This window comes from Bacteroides finegoldii DSM 17565, assembly GCF_000156195.1.
In the GTDB taxonomy this organism is placed as follows: Bacteria; Bacteroidota; Bacteroidia; order Bacteroidales; family Bacteroidaceae; genus Bacteroides; species Bacteroides finegoldii.
The window spans coordinates 32,350-58,026 of the sequence record NZ_GG688328.1 but is presented as its reverse complement, the minus strand read 5'-3'; the positions used below and the strand labels follow the sequence as shown (position 1 = coordinate 58,026).

The following is a 25,677-nucleotide window of genomic DNA, read 5'->3' as shown; positions in this document are numbered from 1 at the left end:
GCGTTCTTTATTAGAATTGAAGATCAATACCGAATGTAAATACTCTACTCTTAGGATAAGCACCCCAGTCTAAACCTGGTGTCATAGGATTACTTCCTGCCGTACTAACTTCCGGATCATATCCACTGTATCCATTGATGCAGAATAGATTTTGTCCACTGGCGTAAACACGTAATTTAGATACATAAAATTTCTTAGTCCATTTATGCGGTAACGTGTATCCGAGAGTAACATTCTTCAAACGTAAGAAGGAACCATCTTCTACAAAACGAGAATATACATCATTTGTTATATAACCTTTAACCGAAGGTACTTTATTAGATGCATTTGTTTCACTCCAACGATCGGCTACTTCTGCCATCATGTTTCTACGGCCATTTCTAGTTTGTGTGGCATACAAACGTGTAGCATTATAGATGTCATTCCCATAATTGAACTGGAACATGAAACTTAAATCTATTCCTCTATAGTTGAATGTATTTGTAATACCACCATACCATTTAGGAAGTGCGTTACCTATTACTGTACGGTCTTCTGAAGTAATAATGCCATCACCATTCTGATCTTTATATTTTACAACGCCAGGACGTAAACCATCTGCATCAGTATAGCGAGTATTATTTACTACTCCTTCCTTTAAAATATATTTAGGATTGTTCGCGTCTGTATACCCATCTATGTAAAAGTCAGAACTTTGGTAGATACCATCAAATTCATACCCGTAAATCAAGCCTAATGATGAACCCACCATAGCTATGTAGTCATCTTGGGTGAAGTTACCGTCGAAACCGGAACGGGTTGTTTTATAATTAGCACCGGACTCTAATGATTTCAGTTCATTACGAATAAATGAAATATTGAAATTGGTACTCCATGTGAATGATTTCGTCTGAATGTTAGTACTGCTAAGATTTAACTCTATACCGCGATTCTGTATTTTACCAATATTTTGGTATTGGGTACTATGTCCGGTAACATGTGCTAATTCTTGAGCTAACAACAAGTCTTTTGTGTTTTTGATGAAGAAATCAGCAGTGAAGTTTAAACGGCTGTCAAAGAAGCCTAAATCTACTCCTAAATTGACACTGGACGAGCCTTCCCATTTCAAATTTTGATTTTTAATTTGTTTAGGGGTAAGTACAGTTACTAAACTGTTACCGATACCATATCTATTATTTTGATATAAATCAAGTGAGAGATAATTAGAGATTCGGTCGTTACCAACGATACCCCATCCCAAACGAACCTTAAAATTAGACAACCATGAAATATCTTTCATAAAGGCTTCTTCTGAGACACGCCACGCTGCCGAGAATGAAGGGAAGAATCCCCATTTGTTTTTCTTTGAGAATACAGTAGAACCATCGGCACGTACCGTGGCCGTCAATAAGTAACGATTGTCATAGTTGTAATTACCACGTGCAAAGAAAGACAACAACTTTTTGTCACCAAAGTCTGTGACGACTTTACTTGGGGTAGCTCCCAACCCTAAATTGTTGTTACCTAAATAGTCAACAGGAAAGTCCATTGCCTGCCCTAACAAATATTCATTGCTACGATAAGATATTTCATGTCCTAACATGATATCATAGCTGTTCTTTTTGTTGATTTTTTGTTTCCAAGTTAACTGGTTTGAATTGGTCCAACGTAAATCACGTCCCATTTGGGTGTCTCCGTAAGGCTTTTGACCATTACGGAATGCTTCTTTTGAACCCTCTTTATAGAATTTGTCAATGCGATTGTTTGTGGTATTATAAGTTGCTGCTGTTCTGAAAGTCAATCCTTTAATAATTTCCCAAGTCAGAGAGACATTGGCAGACCACATTTCCGCTCTTTTTTTATTGGTTACAGACTCTGTCTGTTTTACAGGATTTACTTGTGCCAGACTGCTTCCATCTTCCAACATTACAGGATCGATTGCAGATGCCAGCAATTCTTCATCTGTTAATTTAAGCCCACCTGTAGGACGTGCGCTTAAAATTTGTGCCAGCATATTAAAGCGTCCGCTATCCGCAGTTGTTCCAATTCCTTTTCTATTTGTTTGCGCATAATTTATAGTTGCATCAAATGATATTTTTTTGGTAAGCTTTTGCTTTAAGCGGAATTTGGCTGTTGTCCTGTCAAATCCACTGTTATTGAAAATACCATTTTCGTTATAACGTGTGAATAAAAGAGAATATGTGGTCTTTTCGTCTCCACCTGTGATTGAAAGGTTGTGATCTTGTGACCAAGTGGGATTAAATGTTTCATCCTGCCAGTCTACTCCACTTTGACCAATATAATCCTCTAATGATTGATAACGGTATGGAATGCCATTGTCATCATTTCCTTCTTTATAATATGTATCCGGATATTTTTCGTTAATTTCTCCTTGCAATTTTACAAACTCATAAGGGCTGAGAAGATCTAATTTTTTAGTGATCTTACGATAACTGGCGGAACCGTTGTATGTAACTGTTGGCCGTCCGCTTTTTCCGGATTTGGTAGTAATCATAACAACACCATTGGCAGCACGGGCACCATAAATTGCTGAAGAAGAGGCGTCTTTTAAAAATTCCATAGACTCAATGTCCGAGTTGGCAATGTTATCAATGTTGTCTACTTCAAATCCGTCAACAATGAACAGGGGGGAAGCGTCTCCCGTCATAGTACCGACACCACGAATGTTGATGTTGAAACCTGATCCGGGGCCACCATCGGATTGAGTAATTTGTACACCGGCAATTTGGCCTCCTAAAGCTCCAATGACAGAACTGCTTTGAAAACCTACAACGTCTTTTGCGGCTACCGAAGCAACTGAACCGGTCAAGTCGCTGCGTTTCATAGAACCGTAACCTACTACTACTACCTCGTCTAATGCTTGATTGTCAGGTATCATTTTTATGTTTACTTTTTGCTGTCCGGTATATTTCACTTCCTGTGTTTTATATCCGATATAGGAAACCACAATGGTGCTTCCTTTTTTGGCATTGATAGAATAATTGCCATCAATATCAGTAATTGTTCCTCCGCTATTTCCTTTTATTAAAACAGTTGCTCCAATTAACGGAAGATCTGTTTCGTCAACAACTGTTCCTTTAACTAAATTCTGGGCATACAGACTGATTGACATGACCAGTGCCAAGAGGGTGATGAACCCTCTATGGCTAATTGTATTGGTTATTATATTGTGCATAATTATTAGATTATTCGTTTTACTCTTCGTAATTTTCATCAAACCAGATGATTAGTGGTGTTACTTTACCTCCACTGTTGACATTTCCTATTATACCATCAGTACAAAAAGTCATTTCTGCTGCTATAAATCCATTAGCATATCCCTCGCTATCTTTCCACATATCTTTAATGATATTCACTGAATGTTCATGGTTTTTGTATTCTATAGTATTCGGATTGTAATTAATTACATAACCTAAGGATTGAGAGCTGTTATCTTTGTATCCACTGTTTGTGAAGAATGCCATCGGTGGTTTGTTTGCATTATTTTTTTGTCCACAAGTCTCCCATAAATGAGCCATGAATGGTGAAATTTTATCTGGATTTTTTTGGTCATAAGGTACACCATTAGTATGATTACCTCCAAAATTGTAGTAGTTGAAGTTTCTACGGTAGTCTAATAAGAATTTTTTACGCACATCACCTGAAAGTTCACTGTCAGATTTTCCTTTAAGGATTATTTTAGGAGATGTTGATATTCCTCCTTTATGTGGATTAACATGTAATACAAAGGGATAATATTCGATTTTGACATTATCTTGATTGTATTTTGTCCAATTGTTGAAATGGAAGAAAACAGGGACCTTAAGTTCTGTCTTATCATTTACAGTTGCAGTAATAATTCCGATATTGGATGTTGCTGCATCTCCTTTCCAACCAGAGAATGTAATTTCATTATTGGTGATATTTGCAGTTACTGATGTAGAAAGTTTTTCGTATTTAAATGTAATCTTAGCAGTGGAATAAGCATTGGTTTTTATAGTGAAGGTTCTATTCATATCATCTTCACTATTGAATCTAAATTGATTTTCGTATTGAATTCCCGGTAATGCATTACCGTTCGTATCTAAATTATTACCACAATGAATGTATGTAATCCTATCTTCATTTTGAGTTAGTTTGAAAGTTATATTGGCTTCTTTTTCATATTTTGAATTAGCAACTTTGACTTTCATTGTATAAGAGTCTTTACCTTCATCATTTATCACTAGTTTATTTCCCTCTTTCATAGTGATAGCACCTGTTGTTGTATTAAATTCAATGTTTTTTTGTAACTCTGGTTCACATTCAATAAGTGTATATTTAATATTTTCACCTCCACCTACTATAGTTGGCTCTATGGTATATGAAGGACTAAGCTCCATTCTTTCAATTGTATTTGTTTCATTTTCGTAATAAAATTGATCGAATTTTGCAATAAATGCTACTATTTTTAAAGAATAGGCGTTTTCAATAACTGTTCCTACCTCTCCTTCTTCATTGTACATATTTCTTGCACAAACACTGATCTTATAGGTTGTTCCTTTTTGTAATCCGTGCCCAGCTTCTACATATAGTTTACCTGTATTTTCATTAATTTTAATTATTTCTTGTTCGATGGCAGGTTCAATTGCGTAAATACTATATTTTAATCCATCTGTAGCTCCTTGATACGTTGGAAGTACCGATTCGAAAGTTGTTCCTTCTGGTGTAGCTGTACTTTCTTCTTCTAACTCTCCTTCAGCGGGGTCATAGGAAAAATTAAGTGGCTTAGATGTTACTTTAATGTTAATACTATTTTTTTCATCCAATAAATATTCATCTGTACGGGTTGATAATAAAATACTAACCGCATATAAGGTGCCTGGCTCTAAGATTCCTGATTTTTCATCTTGTACAATAGTAAATTCTCCTTCTTGGGAGATACTGAAACATTCTTTAACACCTTCTGTTGTCACTAATTCGTAAATAGGTTCTTCTTCTGTATTCTCATTGGTGATTTTGAATACATCAGAAACAGTGTATGAACTGATGGAAATATGTTCTTCACCAGTTGTTGTTATTTTTGCTATGGGCATATCAATTTCACTATTTTTGTTAATGATATCCCCGTAATCAGCCTGTATTAGCTTGGGAGTGACTATTACGTTTTTAGGAGCGGATGCTAATAATTTAACAATTACAATATCTTTATATTCATATCGAGTCCCTCCGGATATGCAAGAGATGGAAATTTTGTAGCGTCCTTTAGCTGCATTTTCTGTGTTTTGCACAGAAATTACTCCTGTTTCAGAATCAATCTGAAAACAATTTCCTGTATACACTTCATTGTTAAGTGTGATACCGGTAATTGTAAAATCAGAAGGGGCACTACCTTTATATGTAGGTTTACTGATTGTTCCGGTCATAGATGGAGCTATGTTGGTCAATCCTGTATAATAAAGTGCGAAGTTGGACGAGTCTGTTGTTTCTGTATCAGAACAAGAAACATAGAACAGCGGTGAAACTGTAACTATTAGAATCGCCAAAAAACTAAATGTTAATTTTCTTAGACTCATTTTATATCAGTATTAGTTATATTATTATAGGTTGATTATTTAGTGTATCCTAATTCATATCTCTGACCATTTACTGTGACCTCGAGCTTTATTGCATCCTCAATAAATGTTTCATCATCAGTGAATCTGGCCGAGATTTCAGGTGTTTCGTTTGCGACGGGATATATTACGGTTATATATCGTACCGGACTATTCTCTTTTTTATCCATTACGAGTGAGTAAGCCTTACGGGGAAGGAATAAACCTTTGGTGTCGTAGGAAATATATCCTTTGACTTCATTTTGGGTGATATCTGCATTACCAAAACTACGTATGAATAAGTTGTTATTGTCACTAAATGTAGTATGTGCTCCGTGGTTTTCTATATCTAAAGAAACAGATTCTGCTGTTTTATCGTCACAGAGATGGAAATATAGTTTACTAAATCCGGTTGCGTTTCCTATACCTTCATCTACTATTACAAAAAATGGTTTTTCTTTAGGCGTGACAAAGAATATAGAACGTCTATGAGTAAAGTTGGCATATCCTTGATTCTCTGTGGCTACAAATTGATATTGGTTAGTTTCTCCTTTACGGATTAATTTACCTAAGGTGTTTTTTATATCTTCATCTCCATATCTTTTTGCATTAGGTTCATCATTGTCTTCTGTTTCTTTATCGCTTAGAATCATTGTGTTATGAGATTTTGTTTGACGGAACCAACTGCGAATATTATTAGGAGTTCCACTACCTCCATAAGAAGATACTCCGGAATCAGGGAAAAAGTTACGCCCATTATGATATAATTCAAATGTTCCGTTATCCGGTTGATTGTGACTCCATATATCCATCTTTTCATTTGAATAGTTATTACTATGTATTAGCATAGTGGAAGTTTTATCCCATCCATTTCGTAGAATATAGTGTCCGGAGTTCTCGAAAACTTTTATTCCTGCGCTTGGTGCATGTCCTTGTCCACCACGAGTTGCCATCCACGCTAATTCTTGATTATTGGGGAACATCTCAGCATATTTCTTGAAGTTTTTCTCTAATACATTTTTCGTTTTCATCCACGAATCATTGAAAGCAGATGTACAATATTCATTGCTACCTGCCTCAAAATAGTTGGGATAGGTAAAATGTATAACTATTTCGGTCGCTTTCTCTAGGATTTGGTCAAACTTGGAAGTGAGTAAATTTTCCGGTAAATGATTCTCTTGGATGAGCCTTTTGAGATTATAGAGTTCGTCTAATATACCTATGTGATAATGTAAGGAAAGGTCACTAAGCATTCCGTCCGGTAAGAATTGTTTTTCAAGTTGTTCATTAATGATTCTACAACCTTCTGCTTGCCATTGAGGAGCATCTTTGAATTCCGGAAATAGAGTTCCGGCAAATACCATTGAGATTATTTGGCTAAATAGAATATTATTTTCGTCTGGATAGCGATTTTTTAGCAAGAAATCGGCATGTTCTGCAAAGTGAACTAAAAAGAAAGAAAGCCATTGGGGGGTGAAATTGGATGAAAACTTGAAATATTCAAATGCTTGTGCTTGCCCCATTAGACGTGTAGATACTTGTAATTGCCACCATGCAAATTCATCTACAACTGTTTCTGTTTTAGGGAATTTTGATACCCAATCTGAATACACGTCTTTCCATCCCAACATATATATTTCATCTTGTGTCTTTTGATATGCCATGGCTTGGAATGGAATCCAATTGTGCCGATGTAACTGCTTACGGTATTCGTCGTCAGCACCTTTGGGAATAAACTCCCAATTGATCTCTTTTCCCGATTTTAGGCTGTACGGAACTTTTTCTTTGCCATTTCCAAGATCTTTTTCTTCTAAGTAATTGGCATTTATATAAAAACGATAACCGTTTTCTGCTAATGCTAATTCTGCGTATCTTGCTTGTTGTGTTGTAATAGAATTTAAGGATACATAAGGATTAATGATACCAATTCGACCTCTATAGTATTCGAGTAGAGCTTTGGATGCAGAGTAATAATTTCCTGTTTCATACCATGCTTTTACCTGTTCCAATCCCGGATAATCTAAATTGATAACTTTAAACAAACGTTGGTCGATTTCCTCGTTAGGAAAACTTGTTTCCTCTTCGGCAGAATCTTTTCCACTGTTTTTGTAGAGTTCGTCGTCATCTGTGCATCCTGTAAATGCAATCAGTGAGAACACGCAAATAAAGAAGATGTTCTTCATACTTTATTAGGTTTTAATTATTAAAAGTTATATTTTACTGTTTGCAAATGTAATCTCTTTATATATAACGATTGGCCGAAGTTGTTCAGGCTTTGTTCAAAAATGTTTTTTTGATATTAGTTTTGTTGAATCATATACTATTTATGTTCAAAAGAACTGTTTATGACTTGAAAATAGGTCTTTTGTATGTTATAATGTAACCTCCTCGTACATATATAGAGGAAGGCTTTTGTACATTTTTAGGTGTTGGTTTGGACGTTTTTTAGTCCAAAGTGATTTTTGGAAACAGGTGGAATAGGGGAGATTATGAAGTCCGGAATCTGTCCTTGAGGATAGATAAAAACTTCTTCTCCTTTCTTTAAATTGATTTGGTATGTGCCGTTGTTGGTAGTTTGTACAGTAAACGCCCGTTTCCCTTTGAATATGGGATTAACAATGTCGGTAGTTACGATACATGGTTCTCCTGCAAGACTTTTGATGTGGATAAACAGTGTTTTCCCATTCTTTCTGTTAGCAGAAACTTTGAATGCTCCTTCTGTGCGTAAACCGGAGAAGCAGACATCTTTCCAAACGTCCGGCAGTGCAGGGAAAATACGGAGTTTCCCTCCCCAACTTTGTATTAACATATCATGTATACATTGTGCGCCTGATAGTGGCGTCTCGATAACCGGGCCGCTTTCTTTATACATGGTGGTCGAACTAAGGAACTTGCCAAATAATTTATTTAGATAGGATAGAGCCTCGTTTCCTTTTCCAATAGCGGAAGATATAGAAGATGCACCTGTACATGAGTAACCTAAAAGAGCTTTCGGCTTACTTTGCCAAAAGGCTAATGATTTCTCTATAAGTCGGGTATTGTTTGGTTGCTCCTTATTAATAAGGTATAAAGGATAGATGGAAAGCAAGTGTGAATAATGCCTGTGGGAGAAAGCATAAGGTGTGTCTTTTCCAATAAGTAACCCGTTTTCATCCATCGGATACGGAGTGAGATTATCCAAAACATTTTTCCAGGTTGAAATTAGTGGATCTTGAATCTGTAATCGCTGTGCTGACCCCAATAAGGTCTGACAACCCCAATATAATAGTGCGAGATCAAAGTTACAGTCTTCCGTTACACCATATTCGGGAGAATAAGTTTCAGGTAGATGATATTTGCCGTCTTCTCCTTTTTGGATGAAATGAAGATAGTAATTGATGGCCCCTTTTAATAACGGGAACAATTTGTTACGCAAAACTTCATCATCCATTTTATGACGATAAATAAGCCAAAGATTATGGCAGGCCCAAGGAAGAAGTCCCACTTGCGCTTTTCCTTTACCGGGAATTCCTACAGTGGTCGTCATGCATTCTAGATTTGAAGCAACACCTATGCCCAATGAGTTGTGACGATATGCGGCAGGTATGTTCAAGCGTAGTTGGTCAATGTGATTATAGAGTGCATTCTCTAGAGATGCGGCTAAATCCAAATGGTCGGAAGCATTCAGTGCCCAGTAGGTGAGTTGCACGTTGAGGTTCCACCAAGCATTTGGCCACGGTGTTTCAGATAACCACGGACCGGTGTTATCTATTAATGCCCGGTCGCCACGAGTAGCTGAGGCTAGTTTATACATTTGAATCCAGTAGAAATTTTCTTTCTTTGCATCCGGTAAGCTGATGAAACTAGCGGGATAATAAGAGTTCCACCATTGCCGATGAGCATTTTGAAGTGCTGCATAACCTTTACGTATGGCTTGGCGTATTTCTGCTTTACAAATCTTTTTTGAAGTACTTTGTGGATAAGTGTGTGTAAGATTTATCCATAAGATTCTTTCTTGTGGAGACGTTTTTGTCTCTTGCCATCCTACGGTTGTTTCTCCTCCTGCCAATAATTCTTGTATAGATAAGTTTATCTCATTTTCTTTGCTGTTAGTAGGGGAAGGATTGAGTTCGTAACCTTCGGGGATCTTATTCGTTTTTCCTTGCCTTTTGAATAATAGATAACGCGGGCTGTTAGCTTCAGCAGCTATCCATTCCCATCGAAAGTCATGTTCATCTCCTTCGGTAGTTGCTTTAACTACGATGATCATATCATCAGCATGAACGAAAGTTTGTAGATGGATAATTCCTTTTGTAGTGGTGATTTCAGTTGAAGCCTCTGCGTTCCAAAGATCAAGACGCATCTTGCCGCTGATTATTTCTCCTTTAGGGTGTAAAGCAAAATGCCCAGTAAGTAGTCGGGGAATTCCGAATACATCTCTTTTTGCACGATGATCGTGTACATCACAGTTTCCTGTTTCCAGGCGTATATAGTTTTTATTCGGTTCTTTGTAGATCATTAGTCCCAATCTGCCGTTACCTAGATAGGCTGAGTCATACCAATATTCCGGTAATCTTTCCCATATCATATCCTGCTGACTCATAAATTGAGGCCAATTTATATTCTGCTTGATATCCATAGAATAAATATCCGCACTACGAAGGCAGATTAAAAGCAGAAGGATACAGTTATAGTATCTGTGTTGAATATTCATAGTGCCATTTTTGTGTTTTATAAGGTTAACGAGAGATTTACAGGTTGCTAACAAACATAGGAATAAAAATAATAAATTCCAACTAATTGCTTGAATATATTTTTGCATAACTTTTAGTGTTTGAGTTGAAAGCTTAGTGGATATACCTGATTACCGATAGTCACTTCAATAGAAACATGGTTTGAGTTTGACGGGTCATCAGTAAATTTTGCACTGATCTTTTGATTGGAAACCTTACTGACCGGATATAGTATGGTAATGTATCGCACGGGGATACTTCTTTGTTTCTTCATAACAAGTGAATAGGCTTTTCTTGTTGAGTATTTTCTGTCGGTCTGATAAGATATCCGTCCATCAAAAGGCTTTAGGGTGATGGCCTGATTTCCAAAGCTTCGGATTAATAAGTTATTGTTTTCAAAGGTAGTATGTGCGCCTGCCTCTTGACTGTCCAGAATAACATTATTTACAGATGTTTCATCGCAAAGATGGAAATATAACTTAGCATAACCGGTTGCTGTGCCAAATCCTTCATCTACCAATACGAAAAATTCGGTCGGTTGTTTTACATAAAAAACAGCACGGCGGTGTTTGAAATCATTGTATCCTTGATTTTCGGTAACTATGAGTTGTTGGTCGGCATTTTCTTCACATAGTAGTAACTTGCCTTCTGCCTTGCTGATATTTTCGGCACCGATATCTTCGTGATCTTCAGATTTTCCCAGTACCATTGTATTGTGCGCTTTGGTCTGCCGAAACCATCTGCGTAGTTTCATTACTTCTGCATCATCCTCTTTCATATATGAACATACTCCGGAGTCCGGAAAGAAATTACGACCGTTATGATATAACTCGAATGTTCCGTTATCAAGTTGGTTATGGCTTGAGTCTTGTAACTTGGAAGATATGTTATTGCTAAGTATCAGCATTGTAGACTCTGGTGTCCAACCGTTGCGCAATACATAAAATCCGGAATCTTCGAATGTTTTGATTCTGCTGTCGGGAAGAGTGCCTTCATTACCATACGTTTGCATATACTTTAATTCAGAATCTTCCGGAAACATTGCCGCATACTTCACAAAGTTTTTGTTTAATACACTGCGTGTTTTTATCCATGAATCATTGAATGCGGGACTGCACTGTTTGCTTCCTTTCTTAAAATAACTTGGGTATGTGAAGTGCATGACAATTTTGGTGGCTTTCAAAAGCGTTTCATCGAGCTGTGGTGAGAGCAGATTGTCCGGCAATTTATTCAGTTGGATAAGCCGTTTGAGATCATAAAGTCCGTCTACTATGCCTATATGATAATGAAGAGAGAGATCGTTAGTCATTCCATCTTCCAAAAATAACTTTGTAGTTTGATCATTTATAATCTCACATCCTATTTTCTGCCATTGTGGGGCGTTCTTAAGTTCCGGAAACAATGTTCCGGCAAATACCAATGCTACTGCCTGGCTTAGTAGAATATTGTTTTCTCCGGAATATTTGTACATGGATAGATAATCGGCATGTTCAGCAAAATGTATGAGGAAAAAGGAAAGCCATTCCGGAGTGAAATGAGAGGAGGATTTGAAATACTCGAAAGATTCTGTTTGCCCCATAATACGTGTGGACATTTGGAGCTGGTGCCATTGGAATTTGTCCGGTTTCCCATTCGGCTTTGGATTTTTGAGTATCCAATCTGTATATACTTCTTTCCATGAAAGCATATATTTTTCATTCTTGGATTTTTGATAGGCTTTGCCCTGCATCGGTATCCAATTATGGCGATGTAACTGCTTTTGATATTCATTATCAGCACCTTCGGGAGCAAATTGCCAATTAATCGTTTGGTCGTTACTTTTCAGTGAATATGGAATTTTCCGGTCTTTGTCTTCTAAGTAATTGTCATTGACGTAAAAACGATATTCGTCTATGGCATAATCGGCATAACCTTGCTCCGTGTCATTAAGAGTAGCAGTCAGATTAGGGTTTTCAATGGCCGTTCTGCTTCTGTAGTAGGTAAGTAACTTTTGCATTGCTGCATCATTCTCACCGCTTTTATATAAAGATTTTATTTCTTCTAATCCCGGATAATCAAGATTGAGAATATCAAATAAATGTTCTTCGGCCTCTTCCTGAGGAGGGGTTGGCTCGTCTTTTGGAGGAAGATTATTATTATTTTCCTGAATGTCGTTGTCAGTGCACGCTATAAACGTGGCGATAAGAAATAACAATATGTGGATACCTAATTTATTACTGAAGCTCATAGTATTAATTATTAGTTTACGCAATTTCTGAGTACTGATTTATTTCTCTGCAAATATATGGAGTAAAGTAGCCTGATTATGGATAATTTTATTGAATAGTATTTCAATTTTGTGCAATGTTCCTGTTTGATACGTGGAAAAGGCCGTTGCATTTTGTAAAATTGTGCTGTAGTATTAATAATCTCGTCTACTTGTATTATGCAAAACATCTTGGTCTTTTGATAAGTTCGTCTGATAGAGTTAATGAGTTGGAGTTGAGTAATCGACTAGTTGCTGTTGTGTAACCATATGGAAAGACAAGTGTAACTTATCGGTTACACAACTGTAATGCACTAATGAAAAAATGCACTTTTCTCTTGGAAAAAAGCGAAAACATCCTGTTGTTTTTTGTAAACTTATTCTATTTTACCCCTGTTTTGGAACTTAAACTTTTGATAATGAGGATTGCAACATTTTTGTATTTCCCCCTATAATACTTAGAATAACTACAAAAATGTCACAGGCGATGAAAGAGAGGTTCATATTGCTGTTTTACAATAAAAAATCTTCTATATTCTCCGGAGTAATTTATTATAAGAGACTTCAGAGCCTATTTGAAAAGCCAGTGCTTGAAGGAGTTTTACAATCTTGTCTGCCTTTTTGATGTGTTCCCAATCTAAAATATCTTTATATAGGTAGCTGTCTGATAGTAACTTCAGAATTTCACTTTCCGAACTGGGATGTGTAACTACATCCGGATAATAGCCAAAAACCAAGCGGTGTGGTAACAGACGTTTTTCATCCAGTAAACCATGATGATTGACCATTTCTTGAAAAAAAGAGGGTACATTTTATATTCTCATTTTCTTCCGGTAAGAGGCTCATTTACTTTATTGGCTAAGTCGAACGAGGAACTCATGAATGGTTTGTTGTAATGCTCTTTCTATCATATTGCTTCCTCCATTTATCTGAGAACAAATTTCGAGCATTTTTGGATTCGGACTTATCCTTTTGTCCTCTTAATGTATTCTGTCGGAAGGTATCCAAAATATTTCTTGAAACTTGTAGCAAAGTAAGACGGGGTATTGAATCCTACCATTGTACTGACTTCCGCTACGGTATAACGTCCGTCTTTCAATAGTTTGGCAGCTTCGTTGAAACGAATCTTACGTATAAAGTCGATCGTGGATTCGCCGGTAATCGCTTTCAGTTTCAAGTGCAGGTTGGAGCGGCTCATGTTCATTTCTCTGGCAAACTCATCGGTGGAGAACTCGATATTGTCCATATTCTTTTCTACAATACTTACGGCACGTTTAAGCAAAGCCTCGTCCATGGCATTAAACGTGATCTTTTCGGGTTCTACTTCCAAAGACTTGGAATAACGTTCAAGCATACGTCTGCGTGTACGCATCATATTTTGTATCTTCGTGGTCAGGATCGAAAGAGAGAAAGGTTTGGGGATGTAGTCGTCCGCACCCATTTGCAGACCTTCCATCTGGTCTTTTGTTTCGCTTTTGGCTGATAACATAATTACCGGAATGTGACAGGTCGGAATGTTCTGTTTCACATTTTTGCATAACTTGATACCATCCATAACAGGCATCATCACATCAGTCACGATAATATCTACCTCATTTCCTTTCAATTTCTCCAATGCTTCTTCGCCATTTCCTGCCTCTAATATATTGAACAGTTCGGCAAGCCCGCTACTTAGATAGTGCCGGATTTCATTGTTGTCTTCTACGATGAGAATGGTTCCTCGCTTTTTGTCACCGGATTCTATAGCTTCATTCTCCACCTTTTCCGTGTCGATGAAATACATTTCTTTGGAATTGGTGGAATATACCTGTTCCTCCTCGCTCTTATTGCCGTTAGCAGCCAGTTCGGAGGGCTTGTAGATACTTATATCCTGTGGCAGATAGACGGAGAACGTACTTCCTTTTCCTTCTTCGCTATCCAGTTCGATATGTCCGTGATGTAGTTCGACCAGACGTTGTATCAATGAAAGTCCGATACCACTTCCTACATGTTCACTTTCGATCTGGTAGAAACGCTCGAATATTTTTCCCTGTTTATTGATAGGAATACCGATACCGGTATCACTGACTTGCAACACTAGATAATTATTTTCTTCCTTCAACGTGACAGTAATGCTTTGTCCGCTTTCTGTATATTTGAAAGCATTCGAAAGCAGGTTGTTTACTATCAATTCCAGATAATTAGGATCAAAAAGTACCTCTTTATCTTCCAGATCGGAGTGGAGAGTATAAGTTATCTTTTTGTGGCGTGCCAGTTTATCATAAAACAAAAAATTTTCTTGTATCAGTTGGTAAGCGTTCGCTTTCTTGGCTTTTAATTCGAATACTCCGAGTTCGGCACGGCGATAATCCATCAACTGATTGACAAGGTGTAGCAGACGATTAGCGTTTCGTTGGATATATTCCAATTGGTTTCGTGTCCAACGATCGCTTATCTTATTGATGATATCCTGCAGAGGAGCCAGGATAAGAGTCAATGGGGTACGAAGTTCATGGGAGATATTGATGAAGAAACGCATTTTCATCTGGTTGATTTCCTCCTGATGTTCTTTGTCTCTGCGTTCTATTTCCAGTTCAGCTTCCATGCTTTTGCGCATCCAGAAGAAACGGAAAACGAAAGTGATGAAGCCGATAAAAGTGGCTAGAAAAAGAAGAATAGCCCACCATGTTTTATACCATATCGGAAGTACGATAATCTCGAGTACAGTTGGGATAGTGTTCCATTTACCGTCACTATTGGCGGCTTTTACCATGAAATGATAAGTCCCTTGTGGCAGATTAGAGTAGGAAACACTACGTTTGTCTGTCAGATAATACCATTCTTTATCGTATCCTTCCAGCTTGTAAGCGAAAGTATTATGTTGTCCTGAAATATAATTGGATACGACGAACTCAATGGTGAAAGCTGTTTGCCAGGATTTCAGTGTGATACTTTCAGTTTCACTGATGTTTTTAGTCAATATGCCTGTTTCATCGTCCGGACGGACCGTTTTATTAAATAGCTGTAGCTTGGTTATTACTACCGGCGGAGTGTATGGATTGTCCAGCAACAATTCCGGACGGAAAGTAGTGATACCATTGATACCACCAAAGTACATTTGCCCGTTGGAAGTGCGGCAGTAGGAGGAAGAGTTGAATTGATTACTTTGTAATCCATCCGATTCTGTAAAGTTACGGAACTTTTCCGTTTCCGGATTGAAACAGGAAATACCACGATTGGTACTCAGCCAAAGTCGTCCGAAAGTATCTTCCAGTATGCCGTAGACCACATTATTGGGCAGTCCATTAATTGTTGTGTATCGTTTGATTGTTTTTTCTTCCTCATTAAAGCAATAGACTCCTTCACGTGTGCCTATCCAAATAATACCATTGGAAGCCTCGTAAATGCAATTGGTAAATAACTTTGTAACTGATGATTCAGGTAGTATCGTAACTTTCTGTATTTCCGGTCCTTCCTGTTGAAAGACTGATATACCCTCTTCACCGCCAATCCAAAGTCGTTTGTGGGAATCCCTGAATAAGATTGTGATTCGTTGAGAAGTGAAAGGCGTGCCGTCTTTCTCTTTTTCTATGGTTGTAAAACTGCGTTCTTTCGGATTGAAACGGACTAAAGCGCTGAGTGTTCCCAATAAGAGATTACCGTCTTTGTCGGGAAGGATGGCATATACATTCTCATTGATAAGCTGGCTGTTCAGCTGATTAAAACTTTCCATCCGTCCACTGTTACGGTGGAGGACGTTCAATCCTCCGGCGTGTGTACCTATATATACCAATGATTTTTCTTCATCCACATATACAGCTTTGATATTGTTGGAACCGATACCGATTTCACGCTCGTTTTCTTGCAAGGCGTAATGGGTGAAATGTTGTGTCTTGGTGTTGTATAGATTCAATCCGCCGTCATTGGTTCCTATCCACAGATTCTTGTCCTTGTCTTCTACAATACAGCTTACTACATTGTCACTCAATGAGTTCTTATATGGGATGCGCTGTATATTCTTGAATCGGTTTCGGATGGGATGGTAATAGTTGAGACCGCCAAAGTAGGTGCCAAGCCACATTCCTCCCTGTGAATCCATAAAAATACTTCGGACGGAACGTTGCGAAAGGCTGCCGCTTTCTACCGGACTGCTGCTATATGAAACGAACGAGTCACTGGCTTCGTGATAAATATTCAAATCATTGAAAGTTCCTATCCATAGACGGTTTTGTGAATCCAATGCCAGAGAACGTATGTAATTGGAACTTATACTTTTCGGATCGGAGGAGGAATGGAGGTATGTCTTTAGTTCTTTAGTTTTCGGATTGAGCAATAATAAGCCTGCCCCTTCGGTAGCTATCCATATTCGGGTGGGAGATTGCTGTAAAATAGCCTGAATCCGCTTGGTATCCAATATAGGAGTCACTTTCTCCAGATTTTTTTGAGTGACGGAATAACTGTAAAGCCCGTCTTCCATCGTACCGATATAGATTATGTCACCATGCCGGTAAAGAGCGGAAGCTATGATTTTGTGCATGGCAGTACTGAAAGCATCTTCTACAAACTTGGATTCTTTGCTGTCGAACATGATCAGACCTTCCTGTGTGCTTATCAACAATTGCTCAGGAGAGATTTCTGCGATGCCGTTGACCTGTTGCCGTTTGCCTTTTTTTTCATAGAAAAAGTTCTTGAATTGGTCTTTTTCTTCATCATAATAAGATAGACCGTCTCGTGTTCCTATCCAAACCCGTCCCTGACTATCGGTCTTGACAATTCTTGAAATGTCATTGGCAATGCTGTTAGGATCATCTTCATTGTGTTGATAAACCGTGAATGCGTATCCATCATATTTGTTTACCCCATCATAAGTGGCAAACCACATATTGCCCCGTTTGTCCTGATCGATGGCGAATACAGTGCTTTGTGACAATCCTTCATTGATGGAGATGTAAGAGAAGTTGATAGGTTCCGGTATTTCCGAAAAAGCGGAATGGGTACCTAAACACAGAAATAGCAAGCAAATGACTATATTTTTAAGGTTGCTCATTATTAGGTCATAAGATTAATAATGGCTTCAAAGGTAGTAAAATCTTTTATATACGGTATAATGAAAGATAGAAAAAATAAACCCGGAAATGATTCCAGGCTTATTTGTATGATTTAAAAATCTTATTATTTTTCTAAATTTCCGATTTCGTCCAGATTCTTTTGAATATCTTCATCCGTCAATGAATAGTTGACCAAATCACCTGCCAGATACTTGTCGTATGAAGCCATATCGATCAGGCCGTGTCCGGAAAGGTTGAACAGGATAACTTTTTCTTCCCCTGTTTCCTTACATTGGTTAGCTTCACGAATAGCAGCTGCAATGGCGTGGCAGGATTCGGGAGCCGGAATGATACCTTCTGCTTGTGCGAACAGGCAACCGGCTTCGAATGATTCCAACTGTTGGATATCTACCGCTTCCATCAATTTGTCTTTGAGCAATTGTGAAACAATCACACCTGCGCCATGATAACGAAGACCACCGGCATGGATATGTGCCGGAGCAAAATTATGTCCTAATGTAAACATCGGAAGGAGCGGAGTATATCCGGCTTCGTCACCGAAGTCATATTGGAATTTACCGCGTGTCAGTTTAGGGCATGAAGCGGGTTCGGCTGCCACGAAACGGGTTTTCTTTCCTTCCAGTATGTTATGACGCATGAACGGGAAAGAGATACCACCAAAGTTGGAACCTCCTCCGAAACACCCGATTACGATATCCGGGTATTCACCTGCCATCTCCATTTGTTTTTCGGCTTCCAGACCGATGATTGTCTGGTGAAGGGTGACGTGGCTAAGTACCGACCCAAGCGTGTATTTACAGTTGGGAGTCATTTGTGCCAGTTCGATAGCTTCGGAAATAGCTGTTCCTAATGAACCTTGATAGTTGGGGTGGGCAGTCAGAATATCTTTACCGGCACGGGTAGACATGGATGGAGAAGGAGTAACCTGTGCTCCGAACGTCTGCATGATGCTACGGCGGTAGGGCTTTTGCTCATAACTGATCTTTACTTGATAAACGGCCGCTTCCAAACCGAAGACTTTTGCCGCGTAAGAAAGAGCTGCTCCCCATTGTCCGGCACCTGTTTCGGTAGTGATATTGGTTACGCCTTCCTGCTTGCAATAGTATGCTTGTGCCAATGCGGAATTCAATTTGTGAGAACCGATGGGACTTACACTTTCGTTTTTGAAATAGATATGAGCCGGAGTACCGAGTACTTTTTCCAATCCGTATGCACGGACTAACGGTGTGCTGCGGTAATATTTGTACATTTCGCGTACTTCCTCCGGTATTTCAATCCAAGCATCGGTCTGATTCAATTCCTGTCGGCATAACTCTTCCGCAAAGATAGGATAGAGATCTTCTGCTTTCAGTGGTTGTTTAGTTTTCGGGTGCAACGGTGGCATTGGCTTGTTTACCATATCAGCCTGAATGTTGTACCAGTAATGTGGAATTTCTTCTTCCGGTAGGATATACCGTTTTCTTTTGTCACTCATAATATTGTGGTTTTTAATTATCTGCTGCCAAAAGTAGGCAAAATTTTTAATATTCAGATAAATTTGTCAACAAAGAATCGGTTTCGATTGTTATTTTAATTAAGTTTGCACGACGTTATAAAAAATATGATATGAAGATTTATCATAAATTCCTGTTATATCAGAATAAACTGCTAAAACCTTATATACGAATTATACTGGGCTTAGTGGAGGCTTTAACTTATTTAGCGTCTCTTACGCTAATTGTCGGAGTGATTTATGAACACGGCTTTCCGTTGTCGGTAGATGAAATTGCGAAAATACAAGTTCTGTATAAGGCTGTATGGATTATCTTTCTGATTGATGTAACGTTGCATATTTCGCTTGAATATAGGAGCACTAAAAAGCAATATCGGAAATTGGCCTGGATATTGAGCGGGCTGTTGTACCTGACTTTGATACCTGTCATTTTTCATCGTCCGGAGGAGGAAGGAGCTATCTTGCAGTTCTGGGAGTTCTTGGATGGCAAATTTTACCATTTGATATTATTGCTGGTCTTTTCTTTATTGAATCTGTCCAACGGATTGGTACGTCTGTTGGGGCGGCGTACCAACCCGTCTTTGATATTGGCAGTCAGTTTTCTGGCTATCATTCTTATTGGCACGGGATTATTGATGTTGCCAAAGTGTACGGTGAATGGCATTACTTGGGTCGATTCGCTGTTTACGGCTACGAGTGCGGTGTGTGTGACGGGGCTAGTACCGGTGGATGTGTCGACTACATTTACGACAGGAGGGCTCGTTGTTATAATCTTGCTGATTCAAATCGGTGGTTTGGGAGTGATGACATTAACGAGTTTCTTTGCGATGTTCTTTATGGGAAATACCTCTCTTTATAATCAGTTGGTTGTCCGGGATATGGTCAGTTCCAATTCATTGGGTTCTTTGTTGTCTACCTTATTATATATATTGGGCTTTACATTGGTGATTGAAGGAATCGGTATGGTCTCTATCTGGTTCAGTATTCATGGTACATTGGGGATGAATCTGGATGAGGAACTGGCTTTTGCTGCTTTTCATTCCATTTCGGCTTTCTGTAATGCCGGGTTCTCTACGCTTTCCGGCAATTTGGGGAATCCGATGGTGATGACCAATCATAACTGGTTGTTTGTCTCCGTTTCCTTTTTGATTATTCTGGGTGGGATTGGTTTCCCTATTTTGGTTAACTTCAAGGATATCGTTCTATATCATCTGCGTCATTTCTGGAGGTTTATCCGTACCCGTAAGTTGGAAAGGCACAAGGTGCATCATCTTTATAATTTAAATACGAAGATTGTGCTGATAATGACTTTTCTGCTTTTGGTAATCGGTACATTGGCGATTGCCGCTTTCGAATGGAATGCTTCGTTTGCGGGGATGCCTGTTGCGGATAAATGGACGCAGGCATTCTTTAATGCTACTTGTCCGCGAACCGCCGGTTTCAGCAGTGTCGATTTGGCCTCTCTGAGTGTACAGACGTTGTTGGTTTATCTGGTGTTGATGTGGATTGGAGGTGGGGCGCAGTCTACTGCCGGTGGTGTCAAAGTGAATGCCTTTGCGGTAGTTGTTCTCAATCTCGTAGCTGTGTTGCGTGGTACGGAGCGTGTCGAGGTGTTTGGTAGGGAGTTGTCTCATGATTCTATCCGGCGTTCCAATGCAACAGTGGTTATGTCATTGAGCGTGCTATTTCTTTTTATTTTTATCTTGAGTATGCTCGAACCGCAAGCATCGTTGATGGCATTGACGTTCGAATGTGTTTCAGCGCTTAGCACGGTAGGCTCCAGCTTGAATCTGACTCCGAGTTTGTGTGATGCAAGCAAATTATTGGTAGCGTTATTGATGTTTATCGGTCGCGTGGGCTTGATAACATTAATGCTTGGAATTGTGAAACAGAAAAAGAATACAAAATACCGTTATCCGAGTGATAACATCATCATAAACTAAAGATATGAAGTATATTATTATTGGTTTAGGGAATTATGGTCATGTGTTGGCAGAAGAGTTGTCTGCATTGGGACATGAAATTATTGGTGCGGATATCAGCGAAGGCCGTGTGGACGCAATCAAAGATAAGGTGGCTACTGCTTTTGTAATTGACGCGACGGACGAACAATCTTTGTCGGTACTTCCGCTGAATAGTGTGGATGTGGTGATTGTGGCGATTGGCGAAAACTTCGGTGCGTCTGTGCGGGTAGTGGCCCTGCTGAAGCAGAAGAAAGTAGCCCGTATTTATGCCCGTGCAATTGACGGTGTGCATAAGGCGGTATTGGAGGCTTTCAACTTGGAGAAGATTCTGACTCCGGAAGAAGATGCTGCACGTAACTTGGTGCAATTACTTGACTTCGGGACAAATATGGAGGGTTTCCGTATTGACTCGGAATATTATGTAGTGAAGTTTACCGTACCGAAGAAGTTTGTGGGATATTTTGTGAATGAACTGAATTTGGATGGAGAGTTTCATTTAAAACTTATCGGGCTGAAACGTGCGGATAAAATAACCAATTGTTTGGGGATCTCCCTGACAGAGCTTCATGTGAAAAACAATTTGCCGGAGGATGAGAAAGTAAATGAGGGGGACGAATTGGTTTGTTACGGTAAATACCGTGATTTCCAGGCTTTCTGGAAAGCTATCTGATAATTGCTTTATGTGAATATCGGCTATTGGAGTTCCGGTTTGCAATGATTAATAACCACAGGATGAAGTTGGACATTGCATTCTGTGGTTGTAAAGTTTAGTTGTACAATTAAACTTTGCGTAGTTTCCGGTTTGTGCTGGTCGAATACGAAATTCCCCAAACTGTAAAAGATTGGTTTGCCATCGTAATATTCCTCTTTTTGGATGATGTGAGGATGGTGTCCGATGATTGCATCCGCTCCGGCGCGAATGAGCGAGTGTGCACCTTTTCTTTGGACAAGGGTAGGGAGGGGCTGATATTCTACTCCCCAATGAAGAATAACGACTATGTAACTTTTGGGATTCTGCCGTTTGAAGTTTGTGATTTCTTCTTTCAGTTCCTCTATCGGCTGCTGACAGATACCGGGACTGTTTTCCAGATATACCCAGTTTTCCAAAGGAAGTGCAACGGAGTTGTAAAGTGCCACTTCTATCTTTCCTTTCTTAATAAGAACAGGCTGGCAACTTTGTGTGGAAGTATCTCCGTAGCCTACCGGAGTAATTCCGGAGGATAAGAGATATTGATTGGTGTCTGTCAATCCGTTTCGTCCTTGATCTATTGTATGATTATTTGCCATAGCAGCGTGAGTAATACCGGCTTGGGATAGAACTGTTGCCCATATTGGTTCAGCGCGGAAGATATATTTCTTGTGCAGTGGTGAACGAACGGAGGTAATAGGGCACTCTAGATTGATAACTGTTGCATCTACGGAGCGGAACAGTGGTGTGACTGATTCAAATAAGTGTTCGACACCTTTTTTTCGGATTTGTTGGCGTACTCCCCTGTCCAAAAGGACGTCTCCTGTGAAAGCGATAGACAGACATTCTTCTGAAGGCTGTTGACAGGCAGCCAGCATTAGGAATATGATTCCAATGTCAGCTGTGATTCGGCTTATCTGATAAAAGTTCATTAACAACCGGAACTATAAAAAACTCTTTCATTTACATGAGGCTCCTTCTCTATCAGGATACTCTTCATCCACTCTGGTACGGCGGGGGCTTTCTTTTCTTCCAGCATTTTTTGCCATTCTTCATCGGTAAGCCTTGTGCCTAGTGGCTGGACAAACTCGTAATAGCTGAAGGTCGCCCCGCGAGTCAAATAGAGGTTGCCTTCTATTTCTACTACGACATAAATATTGTTGGCATTTCCTGTCGCTATATGTAGTATTCCATTCTTGTTACAACCCCTTATATTGCGGGTATAAATATCGGCTACTATGGCTATCGACTTGTCCGGACCTTGTACTAATGACCAATCATCCAGATGCAAATCTGGGTCAACCACAGATAAAGTGAAATACTCAATACTGCTACCCATATATTCCAGTGTCCGGTATTCCGGTTCTGTCAGTTTCTCTCCTCTCAGTTCTTTTTCTGTTACTTGAATAAGGAAGGTGACGTAGTCATTCAATTGATCGGTTTTTCCTTTCAGGTCATCGGTCATACAATCGTTCTGTTGCAGGATTAGTCGGGTGGCCTGGAGAATGTTCTCCATTTTCCTCCAGAAAGGTAGATTAGGTTCTACATATCCTACAACGATTGGATCGGGAGGTCCGGCACCTCCACATTCAGCAGCCATCGGCTGTTCTCCATAAAGTATGGCATCGTGTTTTAACTCTGCCCAAGAAGCCAAAGCAGTATTCAGATTCTTGTATCCCCATTCAGGAGTTTGCATGAATCCCGGATTATTCTTGTCCGTTTGTTGCATGGTGAGCAAACTCTTCATCCATAGTTCGTAGACAGAGAGTTGTGTGGATTTACTTGTTTTGAATTTATCCTTTAGTTGTTGTAATTCTTTGGAATATTCGCTCCAGTTATTAGGCTCTTTATAAAAGTCAATCAACAAACTTTCAGCAGTACCTGTGCCAAAGGCCGCGAATACATCCAAACCTTTCGGGTAGGCTCGTTGACTATTGGGATTGACATCAACTAACTTTTGAGTTACTTCATTGTCAGATAGATACCGTTGTGGCATAAAGTTTATTTTATCCCGGCAAGTGATTTCTATCTGAGGCTTTATGTTGTTTTTATGTTTTGCCAATTCAATAAGAGCCTGATTCACTTTCTCTATTTGTCCGGCTGTCAGTGCGTCTTCAATATGTATGGCATTATTCTTTTCCAAAATTCGGGCGATATCAAAGATGGATAGGTTGTCAGCTTCCCCCATTAGGAATGTGAGTGGGGTATAGATATGTTGATATAACTTTATCAGTGGTGTCTGGTCTATACTTTTGTAAGTACAAAGTACGGCAGCCTGAAAAATGGAACGTTTCAATTGTTCCTGTTGCTCCCTGCAAAAGCAGGCAGTTTGCAGCCACATCATTGCTTTGAAATATGCTTGTAATTGCGGTTCTCGCGTGTAATGTCCACGAGGCTTGAAAAGGCTATACGGGAAATATGCATCTTTGTATGAAAGAAAGTCAGAAAAGTTATCTTCCTGTTTATTAATGTGCTCTATTTCTTCCTGATATTCTGTTTCATATTTGGAGGGAACGGTAAGCGTCTTATTGGTCAGCAGATAATAAGGGATGGCATAGAAGGTTGCTGCGTGTTCGGCCATATCTTTCAGGGATTCGTCCTCCGTTTGTTCGGCCAGCTTGATGCAGGCTGCATTGAAAGAATGGCATAGCATTTCGAGTGTAGGAATGATATGTTGCTTTTCCAGACTCTTTAGGATATAAGAGAAATACATGTGGAATGCTTGTAGATACAGGTCGGTAGTAATAAAATTAGGTACTTGGCGGTAGTCGTTTTCTTCGTAGGCATGAAAGAGTTGCAGGTTATTTCCTTTTGTGATGACAAAGTTGTTTTGTTGTAGTTTCTCCAATATTTCTTTGTCTATATCCTTAAATTGAAACAAGTTGACGATGTTATTTGTATTTCCCAGGTAATAGGAATCCCGTTGTATGAATTGATGCTGGCGTAGTTCTGTCATACGTGCATCAATACGGTCGACAAAGGCTTTTTCTTCAGGTGTCAGGTTGACCTCTTCATAGCTTTCTGCAAACTTACCTTTTCCTTCTTCTGCGTCCCAATATATATCATTGACTAAGTTGTTGTACCATTTGGTATTGGCTGAGAAAAAAGCATTGATATCCGCTTCCATAAAATGATAGCCATGTATGGCATACGGATAACTGCGTAATAACCGTAGTTCCTGAAAAGAAAGATGGCTGATATCCTGCTTTAAATCAATGGACTGAGGTAGTACCGTATCAGTCAACAGCGAGGAAACGGAATTGGTAATTGTATCTGTTTGTGCAGATACAGCGGACATGATTTGGTTGTTTTTGTTTTTATTCTTGCATCCGCAGAGAATGAACAATAGTATACAGGTGAATAATAATAGTCGTTTCATGTTTATTTCCATTCAGTTAATTACGCTATATAGTATGATGATAGTAGCTAATGTTTGAGGATATGTATGGCTTCCTGTTTTTTAACCTCCCGTTTTAAGTATCGCTTGAAATCCAGACCGAATCCTCTCCAGATGTATTCTGCGACTAGAAAATTCCCACTGCGTTCCCGTTCTAGAGTCCGTATCCGTGTGGGAGTCTCTTCACGGATTATTCTGAAGTCTTCCAATGGTTGTGCTACTCTTGACCCTAACCAAAGCGGACGGATATAAGCTTCATCTGCAATCCGGTAAATAAATAACCGTTTGTCCGGTTTGGGATCAAATCTTGTCGGTTTGATAACTCCGACAATGATTTCGGGAACTCCGTTTCCTGTAATATCTCCATAATCAAATTGATAGACAGGGTAGGGCAATTTCCAGGTAGAATGACTGGGGCGATCCGTGTCCAGGTGGATAACATAAAGTGAGTCGGACTCTTTATTCAGAGACACTTCCATGTGTTTCTGAGCAACCTTCCATTCAAACCTGTTATTGTCGTGACATGAACAGAATATAGGCATAAGACCTGTTAAGAGGAGGAAAGAAGTCCTATATGAC

The 25,677-nt window shown here is 39.2% G+C and carries 12 protein-coding genes and 1 pseudogene; 2 read left to right on the top strand and 11 right to left on the bottom strand.

Going from position 1 to position 25,677, the window contains the following annotated elements; all coding sequences use genetic code 11:
• Window positions 1–10: 10 nt before the first annotated feature.
• From BACFIN_RS05615 to BACFIN_RS05650, 8 genes and pseudogenes are all read right to left on the bottom strand, one after another.
• Entirely contained in the window at window positions 11–3,175 is a 3,165-nt protein-coding gene (locus tag BACFIN_RS05615; RefSeq protein WP_032839822.1) for a SusC/RagA family TonB-linked outer membrane protein, read from the bottom strand.
• A 19-nt stretch (window positions 3,176–3,194) separates the two neighbouring features.
• Window positions 3,195–5,534, bottom strand: coding sequence for a surface glycan-binding family protein (locus BACFIN_RS05620; RefSeq protein ID WP_032839821.1), 2,340 nt, complete (start codon window positions 5,532–5,534; stop codon window positions 3,195–3,197).
• A gap of 35 nt (window positions 5,535–5,569) precedes the next feature.
• Entirely contained in the window at window positions 5,570–7,735 is a 2,166-nt protein-coding gene (hepC, locus tag BACFIN_RS05625; protein WP_007755986.1) for a heparin-sulfate lyase HepC, read from the bottom strand.
• A gap of 239 nt (window positions 7,736–7,974) precedes the next feature.
• Window positions 7,975–10,245 (bottom strand): glycosyl hydrolase family 95 catalytic domain-containing protein, encoded by a 2,271-nt coding sequence (locus tag BACFIN_RS05630; protein ID WP_032839820.1) that lies wholly within the window; start codon window positions 10,243–10,245, stop codon window positions 7,975–7,977.
• Between the two features lie 113 nt (window positions 10,246–10,358).
• On the bottom strand, window positions 10,359–12,491 hold the full coding sequence (gene hepC / locus BACFIN_RS05635; RefSeq protein ID WP_007755979.1) for a heparin-sulfate lyase HepC: 2,133 nt from the start codon (window positions 12,489–12,491) through the stop codon (window positions 10,359–10,361).
• A 563-nt stretch (window positions 12,492–13,054) separates the two neighbouring features.
• Window positions 13,055–13,386, bottom strand: a pseudogene (locus BACFIN_RS23730) (ATPase); the annotation flags it as partial.
• Between the two features lie 87 nt (window positions 13,387–13,473).
• A complete protein-coding gene (locus BACFIN_RS05645; RefSeq protein ID WP_007755976.1) occupies window positions 13,474–17,535 on the bottom strand; it encodes a hybrid sensor histidine kinase/response regulator transcription factor in 4,062 nt (1,353 codons plus the stop codon).
• Window positions 17,536–17,660: 125 nt separating this feature from the next.
• A complete protein-coding gene (locus BACFIN_RS05650; RefSeq protein WP_007755975.1) occupies window positions 17,661–19,031 on the bottom strand; it encodes a TrpB-like pyridoxal phosphate-dependent enzyme in 1,371 nt (456 codons plus the stop codon).
• 131 nt (window positions 19,032–19,162) lie between these two features.
• Between BACFIN_RS05650 and BACFIN_RS05655 the strand changes: the two genes are divergently transcribed.
• Window positions 19,163–20,992 carry a TrkH family potassium uptake protein gene (locus BACFIN_RS05655; RefSeq protein WP_007755974.1) on the top strand — a complete coding sequence of 610 codons (1,830 nt, stop codon included), beginning with the start codon at window positions 19,163–19,165 and terminating at the stop codon, window positions 20,990–20,992.
• A gap of 4 nt (window positions 20,993–20,996) precedes the next feature.
• A complete protein-coding gene (locus BACFIN_RS05660) occupies window positions 20,997–21,683 on the top strand; it encodes a potassium channel family protein (protein WP_007755973.1) in 687 nt (228 codons plus the stop codon).
• 23 nt (window positions 21,684–21,706) lie between these two features.
• On the opposite strand, the gene BACFIN_RS05665 is transcribed toward BACFIN_RS05660, so the two are convergent.
• The 3 genes from BACFIN_RS05665 to BACFIN_RS05675 are packed head-to-tail and all read right to left on the bottom strand — an operon-like array spanning window position 21,707 to window position 25,577.
• The gene (locus BACFIN_RS05665; RefSeq protein ID WP_007755971.1) at window positions 21,707–22,633 is read right to left on the bottom strand and encodes a CapA family protein; all 927 of its coding nucleotides are present in this window, start codon (window positions 22,631–22,633) and stop codon (window positions 21,707–21,709) included.
• Entirely contained in the window at window positions 22,633–25,080 is a 2,448-nt protein-coding gene (locus tag BACFIN_RS05670; protein WP_032839819.1) for a DUF3160 domain-containing protein, read from the bottom strand. The genes BACFIN_RS05665 and BACFIN_RS05670 overlap by 1 nt, the downstream gene beginning before the upstream one ends.
• 47 nt (window positions 25,081–25,127) lie before the next feature.
• Complete coding sequence (locus BACFIN_RS05675; RefSeq protein ID WP_032839818.1) at window positions 25,128–25,577, bottom strand: hypothetical protein; 450 nt, start codon at window positions 25,575–25,577, stop codon at window positions 25,128–25,130.
• Between the last annotated feature and the right edge of the window lie 100 nt (window positions 25,578–25,677).